The following is a 25,033-nucleotide window of genomic DNA, read 5'->3' on the forward strand; positions in this document are numbered from 1 at the left end:
GCACTTTTTCCGAGCGTGATCCATGCAAATTGCCCTGGCGCCCATGGAGGGGCTGGTCGATGACATTCTGCGCCATGTGCTGACCCACGTCGGCGGCATCGACTGGTGCGTGACCGAGTTCATCCGCATCACCGACCGGCTGATGCCGGCTGCCTACTTCCATAAGCTGGCGCCAGAACTGCACAACGGTGCACGCACCGCTGCCGGCGTGCCCATGCATGTGCAACTGCTGGGTTCCGACCCGGTATGCCTGGCGGAAAATGCCGCTTTTGCCTGTGAGCTGGGTGCGCCAGTGCTGGACCTGAACTTCGGCTGCCCGGCCAAGACCGTCAATCGCTCGCGGGGTGGGGCCATCCTGTTGCGCGAACCCGAGCTGCTGCATGCCATCGTCAGTGAGGTGCGCCGTGCGGTGCCGCGGCCGATTCCGGTGACCGCCAAGATGCGTCTGGGCTACGCCGACACCGATCAGGCGCTGGACTGCGCCCGTGCGCTGGCCGATGGCGGCGCGGCGCGCATCGTGGTGCATGCGCGCACCAAGGTCGATGGCTACAAGCCGCCGGCCCATTGGGAGTGGATTGCGCGCATCCAGGAAGTGGTCAAGGTGCCAGTGGTGGCCAACGGTGAAATCTGGACCGTGGAAGACTGGCAACGCTGCCGCTCGGTATGCGGCGCGCAGGACTACATGCTCGGGCGTGGCCTGGTGGCCCGGCCTGACCTGGCCCTGCAGATCGCTGCGGCGGCGCAGGGCGAGGAGGTTCGTCCGTTGGGCTGGGCCGACCTGCAGCCCATGCTGCGGGTGTTCTGGGAGGCCTGCCAGGCCAAGCTGACACCGCTGCAGGCACCGGGCCGGCTCAAGCAGTGGTTGGTGCTGCTGACCAAAAGCTATCCCGAGGCTACCACGATGTTCGATCTGTTGCGCCGTGAAACCGACTGCCAGCGTATCAGCGAGCTATTGGGATACGTGCCGGACCAACGGCGCGCTGTCGCAGGATAAATGGCTCTTGAAATTGCAGCGGCCGTCCACAGTTTGGGAGGCATGCGATCACTGATCGCGAGTGTGGTGATTCACCACACCAGGTTGTCATCACTGACTGAATACAGGAGAAGTCATCATGTCGACTGCATTCTCGTGGGCTCCACTGCTGCGTCGTTCGGTGGGTTTCGACCGTTTCAATGACCTGTTCGAATCCCTCGACGGCAACGAGGCGACTGGCAGCTACCCACCCTATAACGTCGAGCGTCACGGCGAAGACCATTACCGCATCGTCATTGCCGCCGCCGGCATGCAGGAGCAGGACCTCGACGTCCAGGTCGAGAACGGTGTGCTCACCGTCACCGGCAAAGCCCGTACGGTGTCCGACCAGAGCATCACCTACCTGCACCAGGGCATTGCCCGTCGCGAATTCCAGCTGTTCTTCCGCCTGGCGGACCATATCGAGGTCAGTGGCGCCAATCTGTCCCATGGCCTGCTGAGCATCGACCTGGCGCGTCATGTACCTGAAGAGGCCAAGCCTCGGCGTATTCCCATCAGCCCACGCCAGGACGTCATCGAAGGCGGCAAGGCGTGAACGCTGGTCGGCCTGGGCAAGGATGACGATGTACGCAAGCTGTGAGTGACAGGGCCCGAGTAGCGCGAGCGCCGCGTACTCGGGCTTTTTTGTGCCTGTCAGGCGCAGGCGTTGCTCAGCTGTCGGTGCGCTGCGCGTCGAGCAGCGCCATGAACGCCCGTGCGGCGTTGGACAGGGTGCGTTCGGTGTGCAGGATGTAGCCGAGCTGACGGCTGAGCTGGATGCCGGGGAGTGGGATGCGTGCCACCTGGTCGTCGAGCATGGTGCGCGGCAGCACGCTCCAGGCCAGGCCGATGGAGACCATCATCTTGATGGTCTCCAGGTAGTTGGTGCTCATCGCGATATCGGGCTTGAGCCCGCGCGCTTCGCAAAGGCCGCTGACGATGTGATGAGTGAAGGTGTTGCCACCGGGAAACACCGCCGGGTAGCGCACGATGTCTTCCAGGTTCATCGGCCCGCTGTTGGCCAATGGGTGTTCTGGCGCTGCGACGAAATCCAGCGGGTCGTCCCAGACCGCTACGGCGCGTACCAGGCCGTGCGGCTCCGGCGCCAGGGTAATGACCGCCAGTTCTGCGCGCCCGTGCAGAATCTCGTCGTAGGCGATTTCCGAATCGAGAAACTGAATATCCAGCGCCACCTGTGGGTAGAGGCGGGTGAAGGTGCGCAGCACCGGGGGGAGGCGATGCAGGCCGATGTGATGGCTGGTAGCCAGAGTCAGGCGACCGCCGATCTGTCCGGTCAGGTTGGTCAGTGCCCGGCGGGTGTCATCCAGCACGTTGAGAATCTGGTAGGCGCGAGGTAGCAAGGCGCGACCAGCTTCGGTGAGGCTGACTTCGCGCCCCAGGCGATCGAACAGGCGTACGTCGAGCTGTTGTTCCAGGCCGGCGATGCGCTTGCTGATGGCCGGCTGTGTGAGGTGCAAGCGTTCACCGGCTCCGGAGAAGCTGCCGGTTTCGGCGACGGCGAGGAAGGCGTTGAGGTTGGCGAGGTCCATGGCGGTGGATTCCAGTTGGTTATCCAAAGCATAAAAATTATGAATTTGAGTTATTTAACCACAAACCCTAGCATTCTCCTCACAAGCCAAGGGGTCATCCAGTGCGATTACCCAAGGCATAGAAAGACGCTGATGAGGAACCGTCTGATGGCTGGCAAAACGCTTTACGACAAGTTGTGGGATTCCCATGTGGTCAAGGAACGCGACGATGGTTCGTCGCTGATCTACATCGACCGTCACATCATTCATGAAGTGACTTCGCCACAGGCCTTCGAAGGCCTGCGCCTGGCCGGCCGCAAGCCATGGCGCGTGGACTCCATCGTCGCCACGCCAGACCACAACGTGCCGACCACTGCCGAGCGCAAGGGCGGTGTCGAAGCCATCGCCGACCAGGTGTCACGCCTGCAGGTGCAGACCCTGGATGACAACTGCGACGAATACGGCATCACCGAATTCAAGATGAACGACCCGCGCCAGGGCATCGTCCACGTCGTCGGTCCGGAGCAGGGCGCGACCCTGCCGGGCATGAGCGTGGTCTGCGGCGACTCGCACACCTCCACACATGGTGCATTCGGCGCGCTGGCCCACGGTATCGGCACCTCCGAGGTCGAGCACGTGCTGGCGACCCAGTGCCTTGTGGCCAAGAAAATGAAGAACATGCTAGTGCGTGTCGAAGGCCAACTGCCGTTCGGCGTCACCGCCAAGGACATCGTTCTGGCCGTGATCGGCAAGATCGGCACCGCTGGCGGTAACGGCCACGCCATCGAGTTCGCTGGCAGCGCGATCCGCGACCTGTCCATCGAAGGGCGCATGACCATCTGCAACATGTCCATCGAGGCGGGCGCCCGTGTCGGCATGGTGGCCACTGACGAAAAGACCCTCGAATACGTCAAGGGTCGTCCGTTCGCGCCTCAGGGCGAAGACTGGAACAAGGCTGTCGAGGCCTGGAAGGACCTGGTCTCCGACCCGGATGCGGTGTTCGACACCGTGGTCGAGCTGGACGCTGCGCAGATCAAGCCGCAGGTCAGCTGGGGTACTTCCCCGGAAATGGTTCTGGCCGTCGACCAGAACGTGCCGGACCCAGCCAAGGAGCAGGATCTGGTCAAGCGTGGTTCCATCGAGCGGGCGCTGAAGTACATGGGCCTGAAGGCCAACCAGCCGATCACCGACATCCAGCTGGACCGCGTATTCATCGGTTCCTGCACCAACTCGCGCATCGAAAACCTGCGTGCTGCGGCAGAGATCGCCAAAGGCCGCAAGGTGGCCGGGACCGTCAAGCAGGCCATCGTCGTGCCAGGCTCGGGCCTGATCAAGGAACAGGCCGAGCGTGAAGGGCTGGATAAGATCTTCATCGATGCAGGCTTCGAGTGGCGCGAGCCTGGCTGCTCGATGTGCCTGGCGATGAACCCCGACCGCCTGGGTTCCGGCGAGCACTGCGCGTCGACCTCCAACCGCAACTTCGAAGGGCGCCAGGGTGCCGGTGGCCGGACCCACCTGGTCAGCCCGGCCATGGCTGCCGCCGCCGCGGTTACCGGTCGCTTCATCGACGTTCGCGAACTGATCCAGCAATAAGGAGCCCAGCATGAAAGCCTTTACCCAGCTCAACGGCCTCGTGGCGCCGCTGGACCGTGCCAATGTCGATACCGACCAGATCATCCCCAAGCAGTTTCTCAAGTCGATCAAGCGCACCGGCTTCGGTCCGAACCTGTTCGACGAGTGGCGCTACCTGGATGTCGGCCAGCCTTACCAGGACAACTCCAAGCGGCCGGTGAACCCGGACTTCGTGCTCAACCATGCCCGCTATCAGGGCGCTAGCATCCTGCTGGCCCGTGAGAACTTCGGATGCGGCTCCAGCCGCGAGCACGCACCATGGGCACTGGAAGAGTACGGCTTTCGCGCGATCATCGCGCCGAGCTACGCCGACATCTTCTTCAACAACAGCTTCAAGAACGGCATGTTGCCGATCATCCTCAGCGACGCGGAAGTCGACGAACTGTTCAAGCAGGTCGAGGCCGAACCGGGTTACCAGTTGAGCATCGACCTGCAGGCGCAGACCGTGACTCGTCCTGACGGCAAGACCTACAGCTTCGAAGTCGACGCCTTCCGCAAGCACTGCCTGCTCAACGGGCTGGACGACATCGGCCTGACCCTGGTCGACGCCGAGGCGATCCAGGCTTTCGAAGCCAAGCACCGCGCCACTCAGCCGTGGCTGTTTCGCGACTGATCCAGGCTTGATCGCAGAGCGGCTTCGCAATCGAAGCCGCTCCTGATGTGACTCTTTTCAAGGATCTCCAAGATGACAGGCTCCGCCCATACCCAGGTCGTTCAGCGCCAGTTCGGTGAACAGGCCAGTGCTTACCTCAACAGCTCCGTGCATGCGCAAGGCAGCGAATTCGCCCTGCTGCAGGCCGAAGTGGCTGGCCGCGCCGATGCGCGGGTGCTGGACCTGGGCTGTGGTGCCGGGCATGTCAGCTTCAACGTTGCCGCGTCGGTAGGCGAGGTGGTGGCGTATGATCTCTCGCAGGCGATGCTCGACGTGGTCGCCGCTGCCGCCCAGGAGCGTGGCCTGCCCAACGTGCGGACGCAGTGCGGCGCCGCCGAGCGGCTGCCGTTCGCCGACGCCGAGTTCGATTTCGTGTTCAGCCGCTACTCGGCGCACCACTGGAGCGACCTGGGGTTGGCCCTGCGCGAAGTGCGTCGGGTGCTCAAGCCGGGTGGCGTGGCGGCTTTCATCGACGTGATGTCGCCAGGCAGTCCATTGCTGGATACCTATCTGCAGAGCGTCGAGGTGTTGCGTGATACCAGCCACGTACGCGACTACTCGGCCGCCGAATGGCTGCAGCAGGTCAGCGAAGCGGGGCTGTTCGCCCGCAGTCACAGCCGCCAGCGCCTGCATCTGGAGTTCGGCTCCTGGGTCGAGCGCATGCGCACACCCGAGGCGTTGCGCACGGCGATTCGCGAATTGCAGCAGGCCATGGGCGCGGAAGTGCGCGAATACTTCGAGATCAGGCAAGACGGCTCGTTCAGCACCGATGTTCTGGTGCTGTGGGCCGAACGATAAGTTTCTGGCTGCCGGCGGCGTCCTCAGGAGGCGCGCCGTGCAGCGCACACAATCGAGGATGTTATGAGCAAGCAGATTCTGATTCTCCCAGGTGATGGTATCGGTCCGGAAATCATGGCCGAGGCGGTCAAGGTGCTGGAGCTGGCCAACGACAAGTACAGCCTGGGCTTCGAGCTGGCCTTCGACGTGATCGGCGGCGCGGCCATCGACAAGCACGGTGTGCCGCTGGCCGACGAGACCCTGGAACGTGCGCGTGCCGCCGATGCCGTGCTGCTGGGCGCCGTGGGCGGCCCGAAATGGGACACCATCGAGCGTGACATCCGTCCTGAGCGCGGCCTGCTGAAGATCCGTTCGCAACTGGGCCTGTTCGGCAACCTGCGTCCGGCCATTCTCTACCCGCAACTGGCCGAGGCTTCCAGCCTCAAGCCGGAAATCGTCTCCGGCCTGGACATTCTCATCGTTCGTGAGCTGACCGGCGGCATCTATTTCGGCGCGCCACGTGGCACCCGCGAGCTGGAGAACGGCGAGCGCCAGTCCTATGACACCCTGCCGTACAGCGAAAGCGAGATCCGCCGCATCGCCCGCGTCGGTTTCGACATGGCTCGTGTACGCGGCAAGAAGCTGTGCTCGGTAGACAAGGCCAACGTCCTGGCTTCCAGCCAGTTGTGGCGCGAAGTGGTCGAGCAGGTCGCCAAGGACTACCCGGATGTCGAGCTGAGCCACATGTACGTCGATAACGCCGCCATGCAACTGGTGCGCGCGCCCAAGCAGTTCGACGTGATCGTCACCGACAACATGTTCGGCGACATCCTTTCCGACGAGGCTTCGATGCTCACCGGTTCGATCGGCATGCTGCCGTCGGCCTCGCTGGACGCCAACAACAAGGGCATGTACGAGCCTTGCCACGGTTCGGCACCGGACATCGCCGGCCAGGGCATCGCCAACCCGCTGGCGACCATCCTCTCGGTGTCGATGATGCTGCGCTACAGCTTCAACCTGGGCGACGCAGCCGATGCCATCGAGAAAGCCGTCAGCCTGGTGCTGGACCAGGGCCTGCGCACCGGCGACATCTGGTCGCAAGGCAAGCAGAAGGTTGGTACCCGTGAAATGGGCGATGCGGTAGTCGCGGCGCTGCGAAATCTGTAATCTCTCTGGCCCGCCGTCGTTTGCCAGGGGGTAAGGCGGCGGTCCCACTTTTAGCTAAGGTGTTGCGATGAAACGTGTAGGTCTGATCGGGTGGCGTGGCATGGTCGGTTCCGTGCTCATGCAGCGGATGCTTGAAGAACAGGACTTCGACCTCATTGAGCCGGTGTTCTTCACCACTTCCAATGTTGGCGGCCAGGCCCCGGCAGTAGGCAAGGATGTGGCGCCCCTGAAGGATGCGTACAGCATCGACGAACTGAAAACCCTCGATGTCATCCTGACCTGCCAGGGCGGCGACTACACCAACGAGGTATTCCCCAAGCTGCGTGAAGCCGGCTGGCAAGGCTACTGGATCGACGCGGCCTCCAGCCTGCGCATGCAGGATGACGCCGTGATCGTGCTGGACCCGGTCAACCGCAAGGTCATCGACCAGCAGCTCGACGCCGGTACCAAGAACTACATCGGCGGCAACTGCACCGTGAGCCTGATGCTGATGGGGCTGGGTGGTTTGTTCGAAGCCGGCCTGGTCGACTGGATGACCGCCATGACCTACCAGGCGGCCTCGGGCGCCGGTGCCCAGAACATGCGCGAGCTGATCCGCCAGATGGGTGCCATCAATGGCGCGGTGGCCGACGACCTGGCCAATCCGGCCAGCGCCATCCTCGACATCGACCGCAAGGTCGCCGACGCGATGCGCAGCGAAGCCTTCCCGACTGAAAACTTCGGTGCGCCACTGGCCGGCAGCCTGATTCCCTGGATCGACAAGGAACTGCCCAACGGCCAGAGCCGTGAAGAGTGGAAAGGCCAGGCCGAGACCAACAAGATTCTCGGGCGCTTCAAGAACCCGATCCCGGTCGACGGTATCTGTGTGCGTATCGGTGCCATGCGCTGCCACAGCCAGGCGCTGACCATCAAGCTGAACAAGGACGTGCCGATCGCCGATATCGAGGCGTTGATCAGCCAGCACAACCCGTGGGTCAAGCTGGTGCCGAACCATCGTGAAGCCAGCATCAAGGAGCTCAGCCCGACTGCGGTCACCGGTACCATGAGCGTTCCGGTTGGCCGTCTGCGCAAGCTGAACATGGGTTCGCAGTACCTGGGCGCCTTCACTGTAGGCGACCAACTGCTGTGGGGCGCTGCCGAGCCGCTGCGTCGCATGCTGCGGATTCTGCTGGAGCGCTGATCGCTCGCTGCACCAGCGGCCTGAGACAAACCCGCGTCCTTCCCAGGGCGCGGGTTTTTTTATGCGAGCTTTTCAGTGATTCCGCCAACGGAACATCAAATGGAGATAGCTCTCTATATCCCAATATATGGGATTGAAATTTATATATTGAGATATTCGCGCGCGCAGGTTTATAGTCCGCCTCGCACTCACTGAAAAAAAACAACAGGTGTCGCGATGCAAGCGCAACTCATCGCCCTCGACTGGGGGACGACCTCACTGCGGGCTTATCGGTTGGGCGCCGAAGGCCGGGTTCTGGAGCGTCGCTCGCTGAGCGCCGGGATCATGCAGTTGCCTGCGACCGGCTCGTCTTCGGTCAGTGGTTTTGATCTGGCGTTGGAGCAGGCCATTGGCGATTGGCTGCAGGCCGATCCACAACTGCCAGTGATCGCCTGTGGCATGGTTGGCAGTGCCCAGGGCTGGCGTGAAGCCGCCTACCAGTCGACCCCAGCCAGCCTCCATGCACTCAGCGCCGCGCTGACCGTGGTTCGCAGTCGGCGTGGCCACGACGTGCATATCATTCCTGGGGTCATCCAGGCTTCGGTGCTGCCCAACGTCATGCGCGGCGAAGAAACCCAGGTGCTCGGTGTCCTCGAAGCCTGGGGCCAGCATGCCGGCCCGCTGTTGATCGGCTTGCCCGGCAGCCACAGCAAGTGGGTGCGGGTGGAGCAGGGACGTATCGTGCATTTCGACACCTTCATGACCGGCGAAGTCTACGCGGCGCTCTGCGCGCATACCCTGCTGGGACGCACCATGGCTCCGACCACGGGCTTCGATGAAGCCGCCTTCGACCGTGGCGTGGCGGTGGCACGCGCTGCCGAGGGCGTGGCCGGGCCGCTGGCGACCATATTCAGTACTCGCACGCTGGGCCTCACTGGCCAACTGAGTGGCAGCGCTCAGGTCGATTACCTTTCCGGCCTGCTGGTCGGGCATGAGCTGGCGGGCCTCTGTGCGCTGCTGCGGGCACCTGACGTGCCGCTGCCTGAGGTCGTGCTGGTGGGCAGCGATGCCTTGTGCAAGCGCTACCAGCGTGCCCTGCAGGTCTTCCAGTTTCCCGCCGTGACGCTGGTCGAACAGGCCACCGAGCGCGGCTTGTGGCAGGTCGCCCGGCAGGCAGGCCTGCTGACCATGCGACCTGCCGATCTGCTCAAGGAGCTCTGACATGCTTGTCGAAACACTCGAACGCAACGGTCTGGTGGCCATCCTGCGCGGCCTGCGTCCCGAAGAGGCACCTGGCATCGGAGAGGTGCTGTATGAGGCCGGTTTGCGGGTTATCGAAGTGCCGCTCAATTCACCCTCGCCGCTGGACAGCATCACGCTGCTGCGTCGGCTGCTGCCTGCCGACTGCCTGATCGGTGCGGGGACCGTGCTGCACCCCGCACAGGCTCGCCAGGTCAAGGAGGCCGGTGGTCAGTTGATCGTCATGCCCCATAGCGATCCGCAAGTGCTGCGCGCAGCCAAGGCTGAAGGCCTGTACCTGTCGCCTGGTGTGGCCACACCAGGAGAGGCCTTCGCCGCTCTGGATGAGGGGGCCGATGTGCTCAAGATGTTCCCGGCCGAGCAGCTCAACCCGGCGGTGGCCAAGGCCTGGCTGGCTGTACTGCCGGCTGGCACCGTGCTGCTGCCGGTGGGCGGCATCACGCCAGACAACATGCAGCCCTGGCTGGACGCCGGTGCGCGTGGCTTCGGTCTCGGCTCGGGCCTGTTCAAGCCAGGCCTGACACGCGACGAGGTCGCCCGACGCGCCAGCGCCTACGTCCATGCCTGGACGCAAGGCCGCACCCATCGCAGTCGCTAAAACACAGAACAAGAGAGACGCAACCATGAAAATCACCCGACTGACCACCTTCATCGTTCCGCCACGCTGGTGTTTCCTGAAAGTCGAGACCGACCAGGGCGTGACCGGATGGGGGGAGCCTGTGGTCGAAGGTCGTGCGCACACTGTCGCTGCGGCCGTCGAGGAACTGGCCGATTATCTGATCGGCAAGGATCCGCGCAATATCGAAGATATCTGGACCGTGCTGTACCGCGGCGGCTTCTACCGCGGCGGCTCGATTCACATGAGTGCCCTGGCCGGAATCGACCAGGCCTTGTGGGACATCAAGGGCAAGGCCCTGGGGGTGTCGGTCAGCGACCTGCTTGGCGGCCAGGTGCGGGACAAGATCCGCGTGTATTCCTGGATCGGCGGCGACCGGCCGGCCGATACCGCGCGCGCGGCCCAGGAGGCGGTGGCGCGTGGCTTTACCGCAGTGAAGATGAACGGTACCGAAGAACTGCAATTTCTCGACACCTTCGACAAGGTCGACCGCGCCCTGGCCAGCGTTGCTGCCGTGCGTGACGCAGTCGGGCCCAATGTCGGCATCGGCGTGGATTTCCATGGCCGGGTCCACAAACCGATGGCCAAGGTGCTGATGAAGGAACTCGACCCGTTCAAGCTGATGTTCATCGAAGAGCCAGTGCTCAGCGAACACTACGAAGCGCTCAAGGAGCTGGCGCCGCTGACCAGTACGCCGATCGCCCTGGGCGAGCGCCTGTTCTCGCGCTGGGACTTCAAGCGTGTGCTCAGTGAAGGGTACGTCGACATTATCCAGCCGGACGCCTCGCACGCTGGCGGCATTACCGAGACGCGCAAGATCGCCAACATGGCCGAAGCCTATGACGTGGCCCTGGCCCTGCATTGTCCGTTGGGGCCTATCGCCCTGGCGGCCTGCCTGCAGCTCGATGCCGCCTGCTACAACGCCTTCATTCAGGAGCAGAGCCTGGGCATCCATTACAACGAAAGCAATGACCTGCTCGATTACGTGCGCCATCCCGAGGTGTTCGACTACGACAACGGCATGGTGCGCATCCCGAACGGGCCGGGCCTGGGTATCGAAATCAACGAAGAGTATGTCCGTGAGCGAGCCGCCATCGGCCACCGCTGGCGCAATCCGATCTGGCGTCACGCCGACGGCAGTTTCGCCGAGTGGTAACTCGCTGACCGCTAACTGCCTTCCGATAACTCCAACAAGAGGCGAACCCCATGCACACTCGGACTCTGGACTCGGCCGCTGGTCTGGCCACGCCGACCCGCAAGCGCTACTTCATCATGGTGCTGCTGTTCATTACCGTGGTCATCAACTACCTCGACCGCAGCAACCTGTCCATCGCCGCGCCGGCGCTGACCAGCGAGCTGGGTTTGAGCCCGGTGGAGGTCGGGCTGATCTTTTCCGCGTTCGGCTGGACCTACGCGGCCATGCAACTGCCTGGTGGCTGGCTGGTGGATCGGGTGCCGCCGCGCATCCTCTATGCCGTGGCACTGATCGCCTGGTCGCTGGCCACGGTGTTGCTGGGTTTTGCCGCCAGCTTCATCGCGCTGTTCGTCTTGCGCATGGCCGTGGGCGCACTGGAAGCGCCGGCCTATCCGATCAACAGTCGGGTGGTGACCTCCTGGTTTCCGGAGCGGGAGCGGGCCACGGCCATCGGCTTCTACACCTCCGGCCAGTTCGTTGGCCTGGCCTTCCTGACGCCGCTGCTGGCCTGGCTGCAGGCACGCTACGGCTGGCACATGGTGTTCGTGGTCACGGGGGCAGCCGGCATCCTTTGGGGTGTCATCTGGTACCTGGTGTATCGCGAGCCCCGTGACTTCAAGGGCGCCAATGCCGCCGAAGTCGAGCTGATCCGCGAGGGTGGCGGGTTGGTGGATATCCAGGCCGATACCGCGCAGCGCAAGACCGGCTTCGCCTGGGCAGACCTGGGTATCGTGCTCAGTCGGCGCAAGCTGTGGGGCATCTATCTGGGCCAGTTCTGCCTCAACTCGACGCTGTGGTTCTTCCTGACCTGGTTCCCTACCTACCTGGTGAAGTACCGCGGCATGGATTTCATCAAGTCCGGCCTGCTGGCTTCGCTGCCGTTTCTCGCGGCGTTCATCGGTGTGCTGTGTTCAGGGTTCTTTTCCGACTGGCTGATCCGCCGTGGCCATAGCGTCGGGCTGGCGCGCAAGCTGCCGATCATTACCGGCCTGCTGATCTCCACGACCATCATCGGTGCCAACTATGCCGACTCCACCGGTCTGGTGATCGCCTGCATGGCCGTGGCGTTCTTCGGCAACGGGCTGGCTTCGATCACCTGGTCGCTGGTCTCGACCATCGCCCCGGCGCGCCTGCTGGGCCTGACCGGCGGGACATTCAACTTCATCGGCAATCTGTCGGCCATCGCCACGCCTATCGTGATCGGCTTCCTGGCTTCGGGCGATTCGTTCGCACCGGCCATTACCTACATTGCCTGCCTGGCGCTGCTTGGAGCGCTGTCCTACATCCTGCTGGTGGGCAAGGTGGAACGTATCGAGCTGTGATGGCTGGTCCTGTGCCGGGCGGGCGCCCATAATGCCGCCAGCTTTCTCGATGGGATCAGATGCAATATGGACAAGGTTTCAGCGGTGGCCCCAGGTCCCGACAAAGAGCCGGCCTTGGCCGGCACCCAGACCCTGGTGCGTGGCCTGGCCGTGGTCCAGGCCGTGGCCGCTGGTGCTCGGGATCTCAAGGAAATCGCCCGCGCCATCGGTACCACGCGCAGTACCACTCACCGCCTTGCCAGTTGCCTGGTTCAGGAGCGTTATCTGCGGGTCATGCCACAGGTGGGCTATCTACTGGGGCCCAAGCTCATCGAGCTGGGCTTTCAGGCCAGGGAGGAGCTGCCTCTGGCCATATTGGCCAGGCCCTACCTGGACCGCCTCTCCGAGTTGACTGGGGACACCGTGCACCTGGCGGTGCGCGAAGCTGACGAAGTGCTTTACCTGCACAAGAATCCGGGCCGCAATGGACCGGAAATGCGTTCGCGGGTGGGCCATCGCATGCCGCTGGTGCGCACCGGTATCGGCAAGGCGCTGTTGCTCGACAGCCCGGAGCATGAGTGGCAACGCCTGTTCGCTGTCAGCCTGCCTGCCGTTGGACGGGCCGCCGTGCCGGCGCACGAGCCACAGACCTGGGAGCAGTTGCGTCAGCGTCGCGAGGAGTATGTGCAGGGCGGCTATGCCTTCGACCTTGAAGACAACGAGCCGTCTATCCGTTGCGTGGCCGCACCGGTGCGCGATGCCAGCCGGCAGATCGTCGCCGGCATCAGCATCGCCAGTACCGTGCCTTACATGCCGCTGGAAAAGATGGCCGAGCTGGTGCCGCTGATCAAGGACATCGCGGCGCAGCTCTCGGCCGAACTGGGGGCGGGCTGATCAGGCCTTGAGGGTCGCCATGTCGATGACGAAGCGGTATTTCACGTCACCGGCCAGCATGCGCTCGTAGGCCTGGTTGATGTTGCGGATGTCGAGCATCTCGATGTCGCAGCTGATCTGGTGCTCGGCGCAGAAATCCAGCACTTCCTGGGTCTCGGCAACGCCGCCGATCAGCGAGCCGGCCAGCACGCGACGTTGCAGTACTAGGTTGGCGGCATGCACGGGTGGGTCGATGGGTTCGATCAGGCCGACCAGAATGTGCACGCCATCGAAGCGCAGGGTTTCCAGGTAGGGGTTCAGGTCGTGCTGCACCGGAATGGTGTCGAGCAGGAAGTCGAAGCGTCCGGCGGCCGCCTTCATCTGCTCGGCGTCGGTGGAGACGATCACGTGATCGGCGCCCTGGCGGCGGGCTTCGGCGGCCTTGCTGGCCGAACGGGTGAACAGCGTGACTTCGGCGCCCATGGCCTTGGCCAGCTTGATACCCATATGGCCCAGGCCGCCCATGCCCAGCACCCCGACCTTATGGCCGGCGCGCACGCCATGATGCTTGAGTGGCGAGTAGGTGGTGATCCCGGCGCAGAGGATCGGCGCGGCGGCGGCTGGGTCGAGGGTGTCCGGAATGCGCACCACGAAGTGCTCGCTGACCACGATGCTGCTGGAGTAGCCGCCCATGGTGTTGCTGCCGTCCACCCGGTCGGGGGTGGCGTAGGTCATGGTCGGGCCTTCCAGGCAATACTGCTCCAGGTTCGACTGGCAGGCGGCGCAGGTGCGGCAGGAGTCGACCATGCAGCCGACACCGACCAGGTCGCCAGCCTTGTAGCGCGTAGCTTGCGGACCGGTAGCGGTGACCCGGCCGATGATCTCGTGGCCCGGCATCAGCGGATAGACGGCGATGCCCCATTCATTACGGGCCTGGTGGATGTCCGAGTGGCAGACGCCACAGTAGAGGATCTCGATGGCGACATCGTCGGGGCGCAGGCTGCGGCGCTCGAAGGTCATCGGCGCCAGTGGGGTGGTGGGCGACTGGGCGGCGTAACCGATGGCGGTATACATGAGGAACCTCGCAAATTGACAGCGTGTTGAGGCGACGCATTGTCCTCGTCAGGGGTATCTCGGGCTATGGTGATTTCTCCATGATTCATGCCTGATCCTCCAGCAGTGGATGCGTGAGTGGGCTTTCCCAGCTTGGATCTGCGATGATTGGCCTGTCTGATCCTCTACTGGCGCACCTTATGCAATTGACCCGTCATCTCGATGAAAACGCCACCCTGGTGTCGCTGATCCGCTCTCTGGCGCATCGTCCGGGCTGGGTCGACACCCTGTTGCCGGAAGTACGGCTGATCAGTGCATTCAGCTATATGGGCAGCAGCCCGCAGATCTACGAGCCGAGCCTGATGATCGTCGCTCAAGGCAGCAAGGTGGCGTTCCTGGGGCAGCGCTCTTTCGAGTACGGCGCTGGGCATTACCTGATCCAGGCGTTGTCGGTGCCTTTCAAGTGCGAGACCTTCGCTGCCCCGGAGATGCCGCTGTACGGCGTGTCGGTGACCATCGAGCGCAACCTGCTGGCTGAACTGGTGCAGGCCATGGGGCCGCTGGCCGAAGGTGAAAGCCATCTGCAGACGCCGGAGTCGATGACCTCGGTGCAGTTCGATGTGGGCATGCGCGAAAGCGTCGAGCGTCTGCTGCGCTGTCTGCACGATCCTGTGGAGTGTCGGGTCATGGGGCAGGCCAGGGTGCGTGACGTGCTTTACAGTGCCTTGCGCGGGCCGCAGGCAGGCGTGCTGCGTGCGTTGGTCGAGCAGCAGGGGCATTTCGCGCGCGTGGCTGCTTCGATCCATTACCTGCATGAGCATTTCGCCGAGCCCTTGCACGTGGAAACCCTGGCGCGTTGCGCGAACATGAGCGTGTCGAGCTTCCATGAGCACTTCAAGCGTACGACGCTGCTCAGCCCGGTGCAGTACCTCAAGCGTTTGCGGCTGCTCAAGGCTCAGCAATTGCTGGTGGTGGAGGGCATGGGGGTGGCTCAGGTGGCCTTGAGGGTGGGCTATCAGAGTGCCTCGCAGTTCAGCCGCGAGTACAAGCGTTACTTCGAGCGCAGCCCGGGGCAGGAGTCAAGTTGGCTGGGCATCGGTGCATGAACCCCGCAGCCTGGGCGGCTGCGGGGTGTCGGGGGGTTACATGTTGGGGTAGTTAGGGCCGCCAGCGCCTTCCGGAGCGACCCAGGTGATGTTCTGCGAAGGGTCCTTGATGTCGCAGGTCTTGCAGTGCACGCAGTTCTGGGCGTTGATCTGGAAGCGCTTCTCGCCGTCTTCCTGGGTGACTACCTCGTACACGCCGGCTGGGCAGTAACGCTGCGCCGGTTCGTCGTAGAGCGGCAGGTTGCGAGCGATCGGGATGCTCGGGTCGCTGAGCTTGAGGTGGCAGGGCTGTTCTTCTTCATGGTTGGTGCTGGAGAGGAACACCGAACTGAGCTTGTCGAAGCTGAGCTTGCCGTCCGGCTTCGGATAGTCGATTTTCTTCGACTCCGAAGCCAGCTTCATGCAGGCGTAGTCCGGTTTGGTGTCATGCAGGGTGAAGGGCAGTTTGCCGCCGAAGATGTTCTGGTCGAGGAAGGCGAAGCCAGCGCCGGCGATCGAGCCGAACTTGTGCATGGCCGGGCCGAAGTTGCGCGAGGCGAACAGCTCGTCGTGCAGCCAGCTGGCCTTGAAGCCTTCGACATAACCGGTCAGTTCGTCACCGCCTTGCTGGCCGGCCAGCAGTGCCGTGGCGACCGCCTCAGCAGCGAGCATGCCGGACTTCATTGCCGTGTGGCTGCCCTTGATCTTGGCGAAGTTCAGGGTGCCCAGGTCGCAGCCGATCAGTGCGCCGCCGGGGAAGACCATCTTGGGCAGCGAGTTGTAGCCGCCCTTGGCGATGGCGCGGGCGCCATAACTGATGCGCTTGCCGCCTTCCAGGTACTGGCTGGCCACCGGGTGGTGCTTGTAGCGCTGGAATTCATCGAAGGGCGACAGGTAGGGATTGCTGTACGACAGGTCGATGATCAGGCCGACCACTACCTGGTTGTTTTCCAGGTGGTAGAGGAACGATCCGCCCATGTTGTCGTTGTCCAGCGGCCAGCCGGCGGTGTGTACCACCAGGCCTGGTACATGCTTGGCCGGGTCGATTTCCCACAGTTCCTTGATGCCGATACCGTAGTGCTGGACGTCGGCCTCGCTGTCGAGATTGAAGCGCTTGATCAGTTGCTTGCCCAGATGGCCGCGGCAGCCTTCGGCGAACAGCGTGTACTTGCCGCGCAGCTCCATGCCGGGGGTGTACAGGCCGTCCTTGGGCTGGCCCTCGCGGTCCACGCCCAGGTCGCCGGTGATGATGCCGCGCACCACGCCCGCTTCGTCGAACAGCACTTCCTGGGCGGTGAAGCCCGGGTAGATCTCCACCCCGAGGTTCTCGGCCTGCTGGGCCAGCCAGCGGCACAGGTTGCCCAGGGAGATGATGTAGTTGCCTTCGTTGTGCATGGCCTTGGGCACGAAGAAGTCGGGCACCTTGAACGAGGTGCTCTCGCTGCGCAGCACATAGATGTCGTCGCGCAGCACCGGCGTGTTCAACGGTGCGCCGAGTGCTTTCCAGTCAGGGAAGAGTTCTTCCAGCGCGCGGGGTTCGAACACGGCGCCAGAGAGGATGTGGGCGCCTACCTCGGAGCCTTTCTCGACCACGCAGACACTGATCTCCTGGCCGGCTTCGGCGGCCTTCTGCTTCAGGCGGCAGGCGGCGGACAGCCCGGAGGGACCGGCTCCGACGATGACCACGTCGAATTCCATGTATTCGCGTTCCACAGGCTATCTCCTACAAATGGCTCACGGTGTTGTTATGAACGCTGGCGATAAACGACGTCCGAACAGGCGACCCGGCCAGAGCGGGATCGTGCGGTGATGGCAAAAGCGTCTTAAGCGCCTTGCCGGGCGTCGAATTCGAGGCTCTTTTGAATGGACGGCATTATATCTACACCAGTTCCCAGGTCCAATACAAACGTTTGTTTGAAATGGCCGAAACCCTTGTAAATCCTAGAGGCGCGCCCCATCACTGGCCGATATGTCGTATTGACCGGCTGGTGGCGAGCGGTCAAGATACGGGCGGTTTCGCACTCGCCACAGGCCGGCGAAGATTCGGTCAGCCCTGTAACGGGCGTAAGGCGGGTGCCGTGCAGGCTTTCCGAGCCGTGTATGGGGCAGGGCGCATTTTACACACCCGGCCGGTCGTTGGTCGGCTTTAGATCGATACCAGGCCGAAGTGCGTACGCTGTTGCATCGGGCCTGCACTCCCCAGATAGCTTGCTGAGGACGCATTCCATCGCCGGGCCACGGCCGGGCGACTTCTATTCACCGGAGAGTAACGAGGAATCCATGAAGGTTCTTGTAGCTGTCAAAAGAGTGGTCGACTACAACGTCAAGGTTCGCGTCAAGGCGGACAACTCCGGCGTCGACCTGGCCAACGTCAAGATGTCCATGAACCCCTTCTGCGAAATTGCCGTGGAAGAGGCCGTGCGTCTGAAAGAGAAGGGCGTGGCCAGCGAGATCGTCGTGGTCAGTGTCGGTCCATCCGCCGCTCAGGAACAACTGCGCACCGCCCTGGCACTGGGCGCTGACCGCGCCGTGCTGGTCGAGTCCGCAGAGGAACTCACGTCCCTGGCCATCGCCAAGCTGCTCAAGGCCGTTGTCGACAAGGAGCAGCCACAACTGGTGATCCTCGGTAAACAGGCCATCGACAGCGACAACAACCAGACCGGCCAGATGCTGGCTGCGCTGAGTGGCTACCCACAGGGCACCTTCGCCTCCATGGTCGAGGTCAGCGGCGACAAGGTCGCGGTTACCCGTGAAATCGACGGCGGCCTGCAGACCGTCTCGCTGAGCCTGCCGGCGATCGTCACCACCGACCTGCGCCTCAACGAGCCGCGCTACGCCTCCTTGCCGAACATCATGAAGGCCAAGAAGAAGCCATTGGAAACCCTGACCCCCGAAGGTCTGGGCGTTTCCACCGGTTCGACCAACAAGACCGTCAAGGTCGAAGCCCCTGCGGTGCGCAGTGCGGGTATCAAGGTCAAGTCGGTGGCCGAACTGGTCGAAAAACTGAAGAACGAAGCGAAGGTAATCTGAATGACTATTTTGGTTATCGCTGAGCACGACAAGGGTGCTCTGGTTCCCGCCACGCTGAACGCCGTTGCGGCTGCCCAGAAGATTGGCGGCGACATTCATGTGCTGGTCGCTGGTGCAGGTGTCTCGGCCGTGGCCGAGGCCGCCGCGAAGATCGCCGGCGTCAGCAAGGTACTGGCTGCCGACAACGCTGCCTACGCTCATCAACTGCCGGAAAACGTCGCGCCGCTGGTGGCTGAACTGGCCAAGGGCTACAGCCACGTGCTGGCCGTTGCCACTTCCAATGGCAAGAACATCCTGCCGCGCGTCGCTGCGCAGCTGGATGTCGACCAGATCTCCGAAATCGTCGCTGTCGAGTCGGCTGATACCTTCAAACGCCCGATCTATGCCGGTAACGCCATCGCGACCGTTCAGTCGTCGGCATCCATCAAGGTCATCACCGTACGTGCCACCGGTTTCGATCCGGTTGCCGCCGAAGGCGGTTCGGCCGCTGTCGAAGCGGTCGGCGCCGTACACGATGCTGGCAAGTCCAGCTTCGTCGGTGAAGAACTGGCCACCTCTGACCGTCCCGAGCTGACCGAAGCCCGCGTGGTGGTCTCCGGTGGCCGTGGCATGGGCAACGGTGACAACTTCAAGCACCTCTACGCGCTGGCCGACAAGCTGGGCGCCGCCGTAGGTGCTTCGCGCGCCGCCGTGGACGCCGGCTTCGTGCCCAACGACATGCAGGTCGGCCAGACCGGCAAGATCGTCGCTCCGCAGCTGTACATCGCCGTCGGTATCTCTGGCGCGATCCAGCACCTGGCGGGCATGAAGGACTCCAAGGTGATCGTGGCGATCAACAAGGACGAAGAGGCGCCGATCTTCCAGGTGGCCGACTACGGCCTGGTGGCGGACCTGTTCGAGGCCGTTCCCGAGCTGGAGAAGGCGGTCTGACCGATCGGTCAGGCCTTGGTGGAGCGGCTCCAGCCGCGAAAAGTCCGACACACTGACGGTATTCCTGTTGAATGTGAGGCTGTTTCGCGGCTGAAGTCACGCTGACAGAAAAACCCGTTTCACCGATTGCGAGCTTCCAGGTCGCGAGCGGTCGAACGGGTTTTTTCATTCAAGAAGGATCATGCATGCGCGCATCCCTAAACCTCGGCGCTGTTCTGTTGGCGGTGGTCTGCCTGGGGGCTGCTCAAGTCGCGTTGGCCGATCGCTGTGAACGCCTGATCGTGAGCGGCAGCCCGGATGCCCCGCCTTACCTGTGGCGCGATCCGCAGGACCCCAGGCACTTGATGGGCGCCAATGCTGACTTGCTCAAGCAGGCCGTTCAGGAGTTGGGTGTCAGAGTCGAATTTCTCTACGCCGGCAAGCGCAGCCAGGCGCTCGAAGAGGTCCGCAGTGGGCGGATGGATTTGCTGGCCGACGCGGCCTCGGGCGGTGCCAATGCGCAGGCCTTCGATTTCATCGAGCCGCCGGTGAGCCATAACGAAATCGTGGTCTGGACCCGCAGCGCAGTGGAGCCCGATGTCACCACGCTGGAGGAGTTGGCGGCCCGCACCGGTGCCCGCTCGCAGCGTACACGTTTCACGCCCGGCTTCGACGCGCAGACGGCGCCTCGCTTGCAGTTGCAGTCGGTTTCCAGCCTGACCCAGGCTTTGCAGAAACTGATGCTGGGAGAAGTGGACTACGTCCTGGCCGGGCGTTACTCGGCGATGGTCATGGCGCAGACCCTGGGGCTGTCCGCCGAGGTGAAAGCCATGCCACTGGTGGTTGATCGACCGGCTTTTCATCTGGCGTTCTCAACCAATTCGGTATGCAACGATCCGCTGTTGCGCGGACAGCTGGCGAAAAAGATGACAGAATCAGCCGCCTCGGGCCGGGCCGATGAAGCCGTCAAGCGTAATCTGGACGTCTGGAAGAGCCAGTTGCAACAGCCCGCCGCCAATCAGTAGGAATGTTTTTGTGAGTACTCGCTTTCTGGTCGCCGGAGTCGCGGCCATCATGCTGGCCGGGTGCGCCAATGACCCCGCGCCTATCGAACAGATGAAGCTGACCGAGCAAGCCATCGCCCAGGCCAAGGCCGTCGGTGCCGACGCCCAGGAGCAGCCGGAGATGCAGCAGGCGCAGGAGCGCTTCGCCCAGGCACGGGCCGACATGCTTCGGCAGTCCTACAAGCAGGCGCGCATGCAGGCCGAACAGGCGGAGCTGGATGCTCGATTGGCCGAAGCGCGCACGCTGACGCTCAAGAGTGAAGAGCAGCGTGCCCTGCTTGAAACGCGCCTGGATCGTCTGCGCAAGCAGCTCAAGGAGGCCCAATGAACGGTATCTATCGCCTCTTGGGCGGTATCGCGCTGCTGAGCTTGGCTGGCTGCGCCGCTCAGCAGGGCAGTGGGCAGGCCTTACAGCAGGCGGCCAGTGATTTCCAGAAGGTCAAGGAAGATCCGGATGTGTTGCGCAGCGCCCCCAAGGACGTTATTCGTGCGGGTGAATCGCTGGCGCGGGCCGAGCGCCTGTCCAGCTACCTCGGCAGTGGTAGCGACGTTTCGCACTATGCCTACCTGAGCAGCCGCTACAGCGAGATTGCTCGTGAGCACAGCAATCTGACCTTGTCGCAAGAACAGATGGCCACGATGGATCTCGAGCGCCAACGCCTGCAGCTGGCGTTGCGCGAGGCCAAGCTGGCGGTGGTTCAGCAGCAGGGCAAATGGGTCGAGGACCAGATCCAGCTGGCGACGACCCAGAGTGATCGTGGGCTGGTGATGACCTTGGGCGACGTGTTGTTCGATCAGGGCGATGCGCAGCTCAAGGGCTCGGCGAATCGCACCATGTTGAAGATCGTCCAATACCTGCAGCTCAATCCGCGCCGGGTGGTGCGTGTCGAAGGCTATACCGATAACACCGGTGACCGGCAGAGCAACCTCAAGCTTTCCCAGGATCGCGCCCAGGCCGTCGCTGATCTGCTGGCTGATCTGGGCGTGGATGAAAAGCGCATTCAGGTCCGGGGGTATGGCGAGCGCTTCCCGGTGGACGTGAATGCCACCGAGCGCGGGCGTGCACGGAATCGCCGCGTCGAGATCGTCTTTTCGGACGACAAAGGGCGTCTTGGGGTGCCTCGTGAGGTTGACGAAGGGGCTCGGCGAGCCGAGTGAGTTAGTGCCGCGTTCGTAGTATTCCGCAGCCCGAGGCCATGAATGGCTTCGGGCTTCTTTTTGCCCGGCTTTTTTGGCGGGGGGGGGGGCGTGGTTTTTGGCGTCTGTGGCTGCCAAATCCTGCTGGCAGCGTGCACAATGTCCGGCAACTGGGGAAACTGTCCCCGTACACTTTTCAACTGTTACGGTTGTTCCTTCACAAGAACAAGTCAGTGGGTGCGAGGCCGTGTCATGACCAATCTGCTGTTGTACCAACGTATCGCTCGCCAACTCGCCGAAGACATCCGCCGCGGTGTCTACCAGCCTGGCGAGCGTGTGCCTTCGGTGCGCAAGATGAGCCTGCAGCTCAACGTCAGTCATGCCACGGTCTTGCAGGCTTACGCCAACCTCGAGGACCAAGGGCTCATTCGTGCTCGCCCGCAGTCTGGTTACTACGTGCATCAGACTCCGGCGCTGACCGCGCCTACCCCGGAAATCGCCAGGGTAGAGCGTCCCAGCCTGGTCACCCGGAGCAGTATCATCCAGCAGGTCCTGGTCGAGTCGCGGCGCGAAGGGGTATTCGCCCTTGGCGCCGCGGTGCCGCATGTCGACTATCTGCCTGTGCGTGCCTTGCACCAGCAACTGGCCAAGGTCACCCGTTTTCATAGTCCGCGTGCCTTCAGCTACATGTTCAGCCCCGGCTACGAGCCGTTGCGCCGTCAGGTGGCCATTCGCATGCGCGATGCCGGAGCGCTGGTCGACCCTTCGGAGGTGATCATCACTCACGGTTGCGTGGATGCTCTGCAGATGGCCTTGCGGGTGGTCACCGCGCCGGGCGATCTGATCGCCGCCGAGTCGCCGGCCTATTACGGGTTGCTGCAGCTGGCGGATCTGCTGGGGCTCAAGGTCATCGAGATTCCCAGCGATCCGGTCACCGGGATCAGCCTGGAAGCCCTGCAGCTGGCCGCCAACCAGTGGTCGATCAAGGCGCTGGTGCTGACTGCGCGCATGAGCAACCCGCTGGGGGCGACCATGCCGGAGGAGCGGCAGAAAAGCCTGTTGCGCCTGGCGACGGATTTCGACATCCAGATCATCGAAGACGATATCTACGGCGAGCTGATGTTCGAGATCGGCCGCACCAAGGCGCTCAAGGCTTTTGATCGCCAGGACCGGGTCATCTACTGCTCGAGCTTTTCCAAGACCCTGTCACCGGGTGTGCGTATCGGCTGGATGGTGCCGGGTGGCAAATACCACGCCGAAATCCAGCGCCTACAGACCTTCAGTACCCATTCGGCCTGCAGTGTGACGCAGATGGGGGTGGCGGCTTATCTGGAGAACGGCGGCTATGATCGCCACCTGCGGCACATTCGCGTCGAGTACCGCAAGAATCTGAGTGCCTACCAGCTCGCCGTGCAGCAGTATTTTCCTGAAGGGACGCAGATGAGCCGGCCCGTGGGGGGCTTCATTCTGTGGGTGAGCCTGCCGGGGCGGGTCAATACTCAGGAACTGCACGTGCGGGCGCTGGAGCAGGGCATCAGCATCGCGCCAGGGCTGATCTTCAGTAATACCGAGCAATTCAACCATTGCATCCGCATCAACTGCGGAATGCCGTGGAATCGTGAAGCGGAGCGGGCCCTGATGACCCTGGGGATGCTCGCCCGGCAGCTCTGTCAGGAGGCGGCTGGCGTCTGATGCCTGGGTTTTTCGTCCGATATCGGGATGCTGGCTTGTCATTGGCTTCTTAACAGGCCAGCATGTGGCTTTCTGCCTATTTTTCTGTTCGCTTATGACTGTGTTTCGCTGTCTCGGCTTGTTGGTCGTCGTTGCGTTGGCTGCCTGTGATGGTCGGGAAGCGCCTGCGCCCAAATCGGCAGTCGATACGGCGAAGTCTCAGGCGTCGGTGTCCGCTGCGCCGCCAGCGCGAGTCATTCCGCCTTCCACGGTCGAGCAGCCGGTCGCCCAGGCAGTGACCGGTGGGGCCTCGCAAAAGCCTGCGCCGTCTGTGCATGAGCTGGCGCCCAGTGTTCCGGTGGTGCCGGTGAAACTGCACAAGGAAGATTTCGGTGTTGCTGCCAAGCCGCTGCAACCACACGGCCAAGCGGAAGCGCTGAAGCCTGCTGGCAAGATCGCCGCAACCCGGCAGGGCGCTGACAAGGCCTCGCCCAAGACTTCCGCCAAGGTGGCTGCCAAGGGCGATGCCAAGGCGCAGAAGGGCAAGCAGGACAAGACCCCCGTCAAGGATGTGCGCGTCGGCAAGGCCAAGCTCGACCTGAGCCTGCCACCGGACCTGGTGCGTGAGCTGGAGCCTCCGGCCAATGTCATTACGGGCAAGCGCAAGCCGCTGCTGCCGCCGATGTTCTCCGACAAGTCTGCCGAACGCGACGCGAGCAATTTCGAACTCAACGGTCGTCTGCTGAGCAATGAAATGCAGCTGCAGATGCGTAACGAAAGCCGTCGCGACGTCGAGGGTGCAGCGCTGGACTTCAAGTTCAAGCAATAACACACGCTGCGCCGGCCTGGCGCCCGTTTTGCCGTCTGCTATGGCGTTTTCAAACGTTTGTGGCGGCGGCTATTATCGCTACTCTTTTTCTCATGTCCTTAAGGTATAACGCGTCATGGACTGCCGTTCCGGTTGCGGTGCGTGCTGTATAGCACCTTCGATCACTTCTCCCATTCCTGGCATGCCTGACGGCAAGCCGGCAGGTGTGCGCTGTCTGCACCTGACGTTCGATCTGCTCTGTGGCCTGTTCGGTCGGCCGGAGCGTCCCGAGGTGTGCGGCCAGTTCGTTGCGGCGCAGGATATCTGTGGTGTCGATCAGGCTGATGCGATTCGCCTGATTGGCTGGTGGGAGAAGGCTACTGCTGCCTGAGCGCCATCCGGCTTGGGCGCTTTCATGAGAAGAGGAGTAGGGCAATGAAGTCGCTGTACCGCCTGATTGCTGTATGTGGGGTCACTGTACTGGTCAGCAGCGGCGCCTATGCCGAGGACTGGCAGCTGGCCAAGGATGAGCAGGGCATCAAGGTCTGGCTCAGTGATGTGGCGGGCTCGAAATACAAGGCCTACCGCGGCGTCACCGTGATCGATGCCAGCGTCGAGCGTTTGCGTGCTTTGCAGGAAGATGTGGTCGGAGCCTGTGCCTGGATCCACGAATGCGAGTCGCAGAAGCTGCTCAAGCATGAAGGCGACAAGGCCTGGACCTACACCCGCTTCAAGACGCCGTGGCCGGTGACGCCGCGTGACTCGGTGCTGGAGGTCACGACCCGCCAGGAAGCCGACGGAAGCCTGCGGCGTACGTTGGTAGAGAAGCCTACCTATGTTCCAGAAGAGAAGGGCTATGTACGGGTGGCCGAGGTCGAGGGCTTCTGGCAGCTGACCCCGAAGGGGCCGAACCGCACCGAAGTGACCTATCAGGTGCACACCGATCCGGGTGGCAGTGTGCCGTCTTGGTTGAGCAACAAGTTCGTGGTCGATGCGCCGTTCAACACGCTAAAGGCGCTGAAGGAGCGGGCAGCGGCCAAGCCCTGATCCAAGCTGCGTTGCTGGGCGCCAGGGCTTTCGAATAAGCCTTGGCTGAAACACAA

At 63.0% G+C, this 25,033-nt stretch carries 25 protein-coding genes; 22 read left to right on the top strand and 3 right to left on the bottom strand.

Going from position 1 to position 25,033, the window contains the following annotated elements:
• Positions 1-22: 22 nt before the first annotated feature.
• Together QZ497_RS01160 and QZ497_RS01165 are read left to right on the top strand one after the other, a co-directional pair.
• Entirely contained in the window at positions 23-994 is a 972-nt protein-coding gene (locus QZ497_RS01160; protein WP_295470312.1) for a tRNA-dihydrouridine synthase family protein, read from the top strand.
• A gap of 118 nt (positions 995-1,112) precedes the next feature.
• Positions 1,113-1,568, top strand: coding sequence for an Hsp20 family protein (locus QZ497_RS01165; RefSeq protein WP_295470315.1), 456 nt, complete (start codon positions 1,113-1,115; stop codon positions 1,566-1,568).
• A gap of 115 nt (positions 1,569-1,683) precedes the next feature.
• Here the strand turns inward: QZ497_RS01165 and QZ497_RS01170 are convergent, their stop codons facing one another.
• The gene (locus QZ497_RS01170; protein ID WP_295470317.1) at positions 1,684-2,562 is read right to left on the bottom strand and encodes a LysR family transcriptional regulator; all 879 of its coding nucleotides are present in this window, start codon (positions 2,560-2,562) and stop codon (positions 1,684-1,686) included.
• 147 nt (positions 2,563-2,709) lie between these two features.
• Between QZ497_RS01170 and leuC the strand changes: the two genes are divergently transcribed.
• From leuC to QZ497_RS01220, 10 genes are all read left to right on the top strand, one after another.
• Positions 2,710-4,134, top strand: coding sequence for a 3-isopropylmalate dehydratase large subunit (leuC, locus tag QZ497_RS01175; RefSeq protein WP_295470320.1), 1,425 nt, complete (start codon positions 2,710-2,712; stop codon positions 4,132-4,134).
• A gap of 10 nt (positions 4,135-4,144) precedes the next feature.
• The gene (leuD, locus tag QZ497_RS01180) at positions 4,145-4,786 is read left to right on the top strand and encodes a 3-isopropylmalate dehydratase small subunit (RefSeq protein ID WP_295470323.1); all 642 of its coding nucleotides are present in this window, start codon (positions 4,145-4,147) and stop codon (positions 4,784-4,786) included.
• A 72-nt stretch (positions 4,787-4,858) separates the two neighbouring features.
• The gene (locus tag QZ497_RS01185; RefSeq protein ID WP_295470325.1) at positions 4,859-5,623 is read left to right on the top strand and encodes a class I SAM-dependent methyltransferase; all 765 of its coding nucleotides are present in this window, start codon (positions 4,859-4,861) and stop codon (positions 5,621-5,623) included.
• A 63-nt stretch (positions 5,624-5,686) separates the two neighbouring features.
• On the top strand, positions 5,687-6,769 hold the full coding sequence (leuB, locus tag QZ497_RS01190; RefSeq protein WP_295470327.1) for a 3-isopropylmalate dehydrogenase: 1,083 nt from the start codon (positions 5,687-5,689) through the stop codon (positions 6,767-6,769).
• Positions 6,770-6,836: 67 nt separating this feature from the next.
• Positions 6,837-7,949: an aspartate-semialdehyde dehydrogenase gene (asd, locus tag QZ497_RS01195; RefSeq protein WP_295470330.1), complete on the top strand. Its 1,113-nt coding sequence runs from the start codon at positions 6,837-6,839 to the stop codon at positions 7,947-7,949.
• 216 nt (positions 7,950-8,165) lie between these two features.
• Positions 8,166-9,149 carry a 2-dehydro-3-deoxygalactonokinase gene (locus QZ497_RS01200; protein ID WP_295470333.1) on the top strand — a complete coding sequence of 328 codons (984 nt, stop codon included), beginning with the start codon at positions 8,166-8,168 and terminating at the stop codon, positions 9,147-9,149.
• Between the two features lies 1 nt (position 9,150).
• Positions 9,151-9,786, top strand: a complete 636-nt coding sequence (locus QZ497_RS01205) for a 2-dehydro-3-deoxy-6-phosphogalactonate aldolase (protein WP_295470336.1) — start codon at positions 9,151-9,153, stop codon at positions 9,784-9,786.
• 25 nt (positions 9,787-9,811) lie between these two features.
• Complete coding sequence (dgoD, locus tag QZ497_RS01210) at positions 9,812-10,960, top strand: galactonate dehydratase (protein WP_295470338.1); 1,149 nt, start codon at positions 9,812-9,814, stop codon at positions 10,958-10,960.
• Positions 10,961-11,010: 50 nt separating this feature from the next.
• A complete protein-coding gene (locus tag QZ497_RS01215) occupies positions 11,011-12,321 on the top strand; it encodes an MFS transporter (RefSeq protein ID WP_295470342.1) in 1,311 nt (436 codons plus the stop codon).
• A gap of 66 nt (positions 12,322-12,387) precedes the next feature.
• A complete protein-coding gene (locus QZ497_RS01220) occupies positions 12,388-13,194 on the top strand; it encodes an IclR family transcriptional regulator (RefSeq protein WP_295470345.1) in 807 nt (268 codons plus the stop codon).
• On the opposite strand, the gene QZ497_RS01225 is transcribed toward QZ497_RS01220, so the two are convergent.
• Positions 13,195-14,247, bottom strand: coding sequence for an NAD(P)-dependent alcohol dehydrogenase (locus QZ497_RS01225; RefSeq protein WP_295470348.1), 1,053 nt, complete (start codon positions 14,245-14,247; stop codon positions 13,195-13,197).
• Between the two features lie 179 nt (positions 14,248-14,426).
• On the opposite strand from QZ497_RS01225, the gene QZ497_RS01230 reads away from it, so the two are divergent.
• The gene (locus tag QZ497_RS01230; RefSeq protein WP_295470350.1) at positions 14,427-15,332 is read left to right on the top strand and encodes an AraC family transcriptional regulator; all 906 of its coding nucleotides are present in this window, start codon (positions 14,427-14,429) and stop codon (positions 15,330-15,332) included.
• 36 nt (positions 15,333-15,368) lie between these two features.
• Here the strand turns inward: QZ497_RS01230 and QZ497_RS01235 are convergent, their stop codons facing one another.
• On the bottom strand, positions 15,369-17,024 hold the full coding sequence (locus QZ497_RS01235; RefSeq protein WP_295470353.1) for an electron transfer flavoprotein-ubiquinone oxidoreductase: 1,656 nt from the start codon (positions 17,022-17,024) through the stop codon (positions 15,369-15,371).
• Between the two features lie 567 nt (positions 17,025-17,591).
• Between QZ497_RS01235 and QZ497_RS01240 the strand changes: the two genes are divergently transcribed.
• The 9 genes from QZ497_RS01240 (at position 17,592) to QZ497_RS01280 (ending at position 24,977) form a co-directional block, all read left to right on the top strand.
• A complete protein-coding gene (locus QZ497_RS01240) occupies positions 17,592-18,341 on the top strand; it encodes an electron transfer flavoprotein subunit beta/FixA family protein (protein ID WP_295470356.1) in 750 nt (249 codons plus the stop codon).
• The gene (locus QZ497_RS01245; RefSeq protein WP_295470358.1) at positions 18,342-19,271 is read left to right on the top strand and encodes an FAD-binding protein; all 930 of its coding nucleotides are present in this window, start codon (positions 18,342-18,344) and stop codon (positions 19,269-19,271) included.
• A gap of 185 nt (positions 19,272-19,456) precedes the next feature.
• Positions 19,457-20,275: a transporter substrate-binding domain-containing protein gene (locus QZ497_RS01250; protein WP_295470361.1), complete on the top strand. Its 819-nt coding sequence runs from the start codon at positions 19,457-19,459 to the stop codon at positions 20,273-20,275.
• Positions 20,276-20,285: 10 nt separating this feature from the next.
• The gene (locus QZ497_RS01255; protein ID WP_295470364.1) at positions 20,286-20,642 is read left to right on the top strand and encodes a DUF4398 domain-containing protein; all 357 of its coding nucleotides are present in this window, start codon (positions 20,286-20,288) and stop codon (positions 20,640-20,642) included.
• The gene (locus QZ497_RS01260; RefSeq protein ID WP_295470366.1) at positions 20,639-21,472 is read left to right on the top strand and encodes an OmpA family protein; all 834 of its coding nucleotides are present in this window, start codon (positions 20,639-20,641) and stop codon (positions 21,470-21,472) included. Before QZ497_RS01255 ends, QZ497_RS01260 begins: the two co-directional genes overlap by 4 nt.
• A gap of 231 nt (positions 21,473-21,703) precedes the next feature.
• Positions 21,704-23,143 carry a PLP-dependent aminotransferase family protein gene (locus tag QZ497_RS01265; protein WP_295470369.1) on the top strand — a complete coding sequence of 480 codons (1,440 nt, stop codon included), beginning with the start codon at positions 21,704-21,706 and terminating at the stop codon, positions 23,141-23,143.
• 94 nt (positions 23,144-23,237) lie between these two features.
• Positions 23,238-23,951, top strand: a complete 714-nt coding sequence (locus tag QZ497_RS01270; RefSeq protein WP_295470371.1) for a translation initiation factor 2 — start codon at positions 23,238-23,240, stop codon at positions 23,949-23,951.
• Positions 23,952-24,066: 115 nt separating this feature from the next.
• Positions 24,067-24,321 (top strand): YkgJ family cysteine cluster protein, encoded by a 255-nt coding sequence (locus tag QZ497_RS01275; RefSeq protein ID WP_295470373.1) that lies wholly within the window; start codon positions 24,067-24,069, stop codon positions 24,319-24,321.
• 44 nt (positions 24,322-24,365) lie between these two features.
• Positions 24,366-24,977 (top strand): START domain-containing protein, encoded by a 612-nt coding sequence (locus QZ497_RS01280; RefSeq protein ID WP_295470375.1) that lies wholly within the window; start codon positions 24,366-24,368, stop codon positions 24,975-24,977.
• Positions 24,978-25,033 lie beyond the last annotated feature (56 nt).

It is taken from the genome of uncultured Pseudomonas sp., assembly GCF_913777995.1.
Classification (GTDB): Bacteria; Pseudomonadota; Gammaproteobacteria; order Pseudomonadales; family Pseudomonadaceae; genus Aquipseudomonas.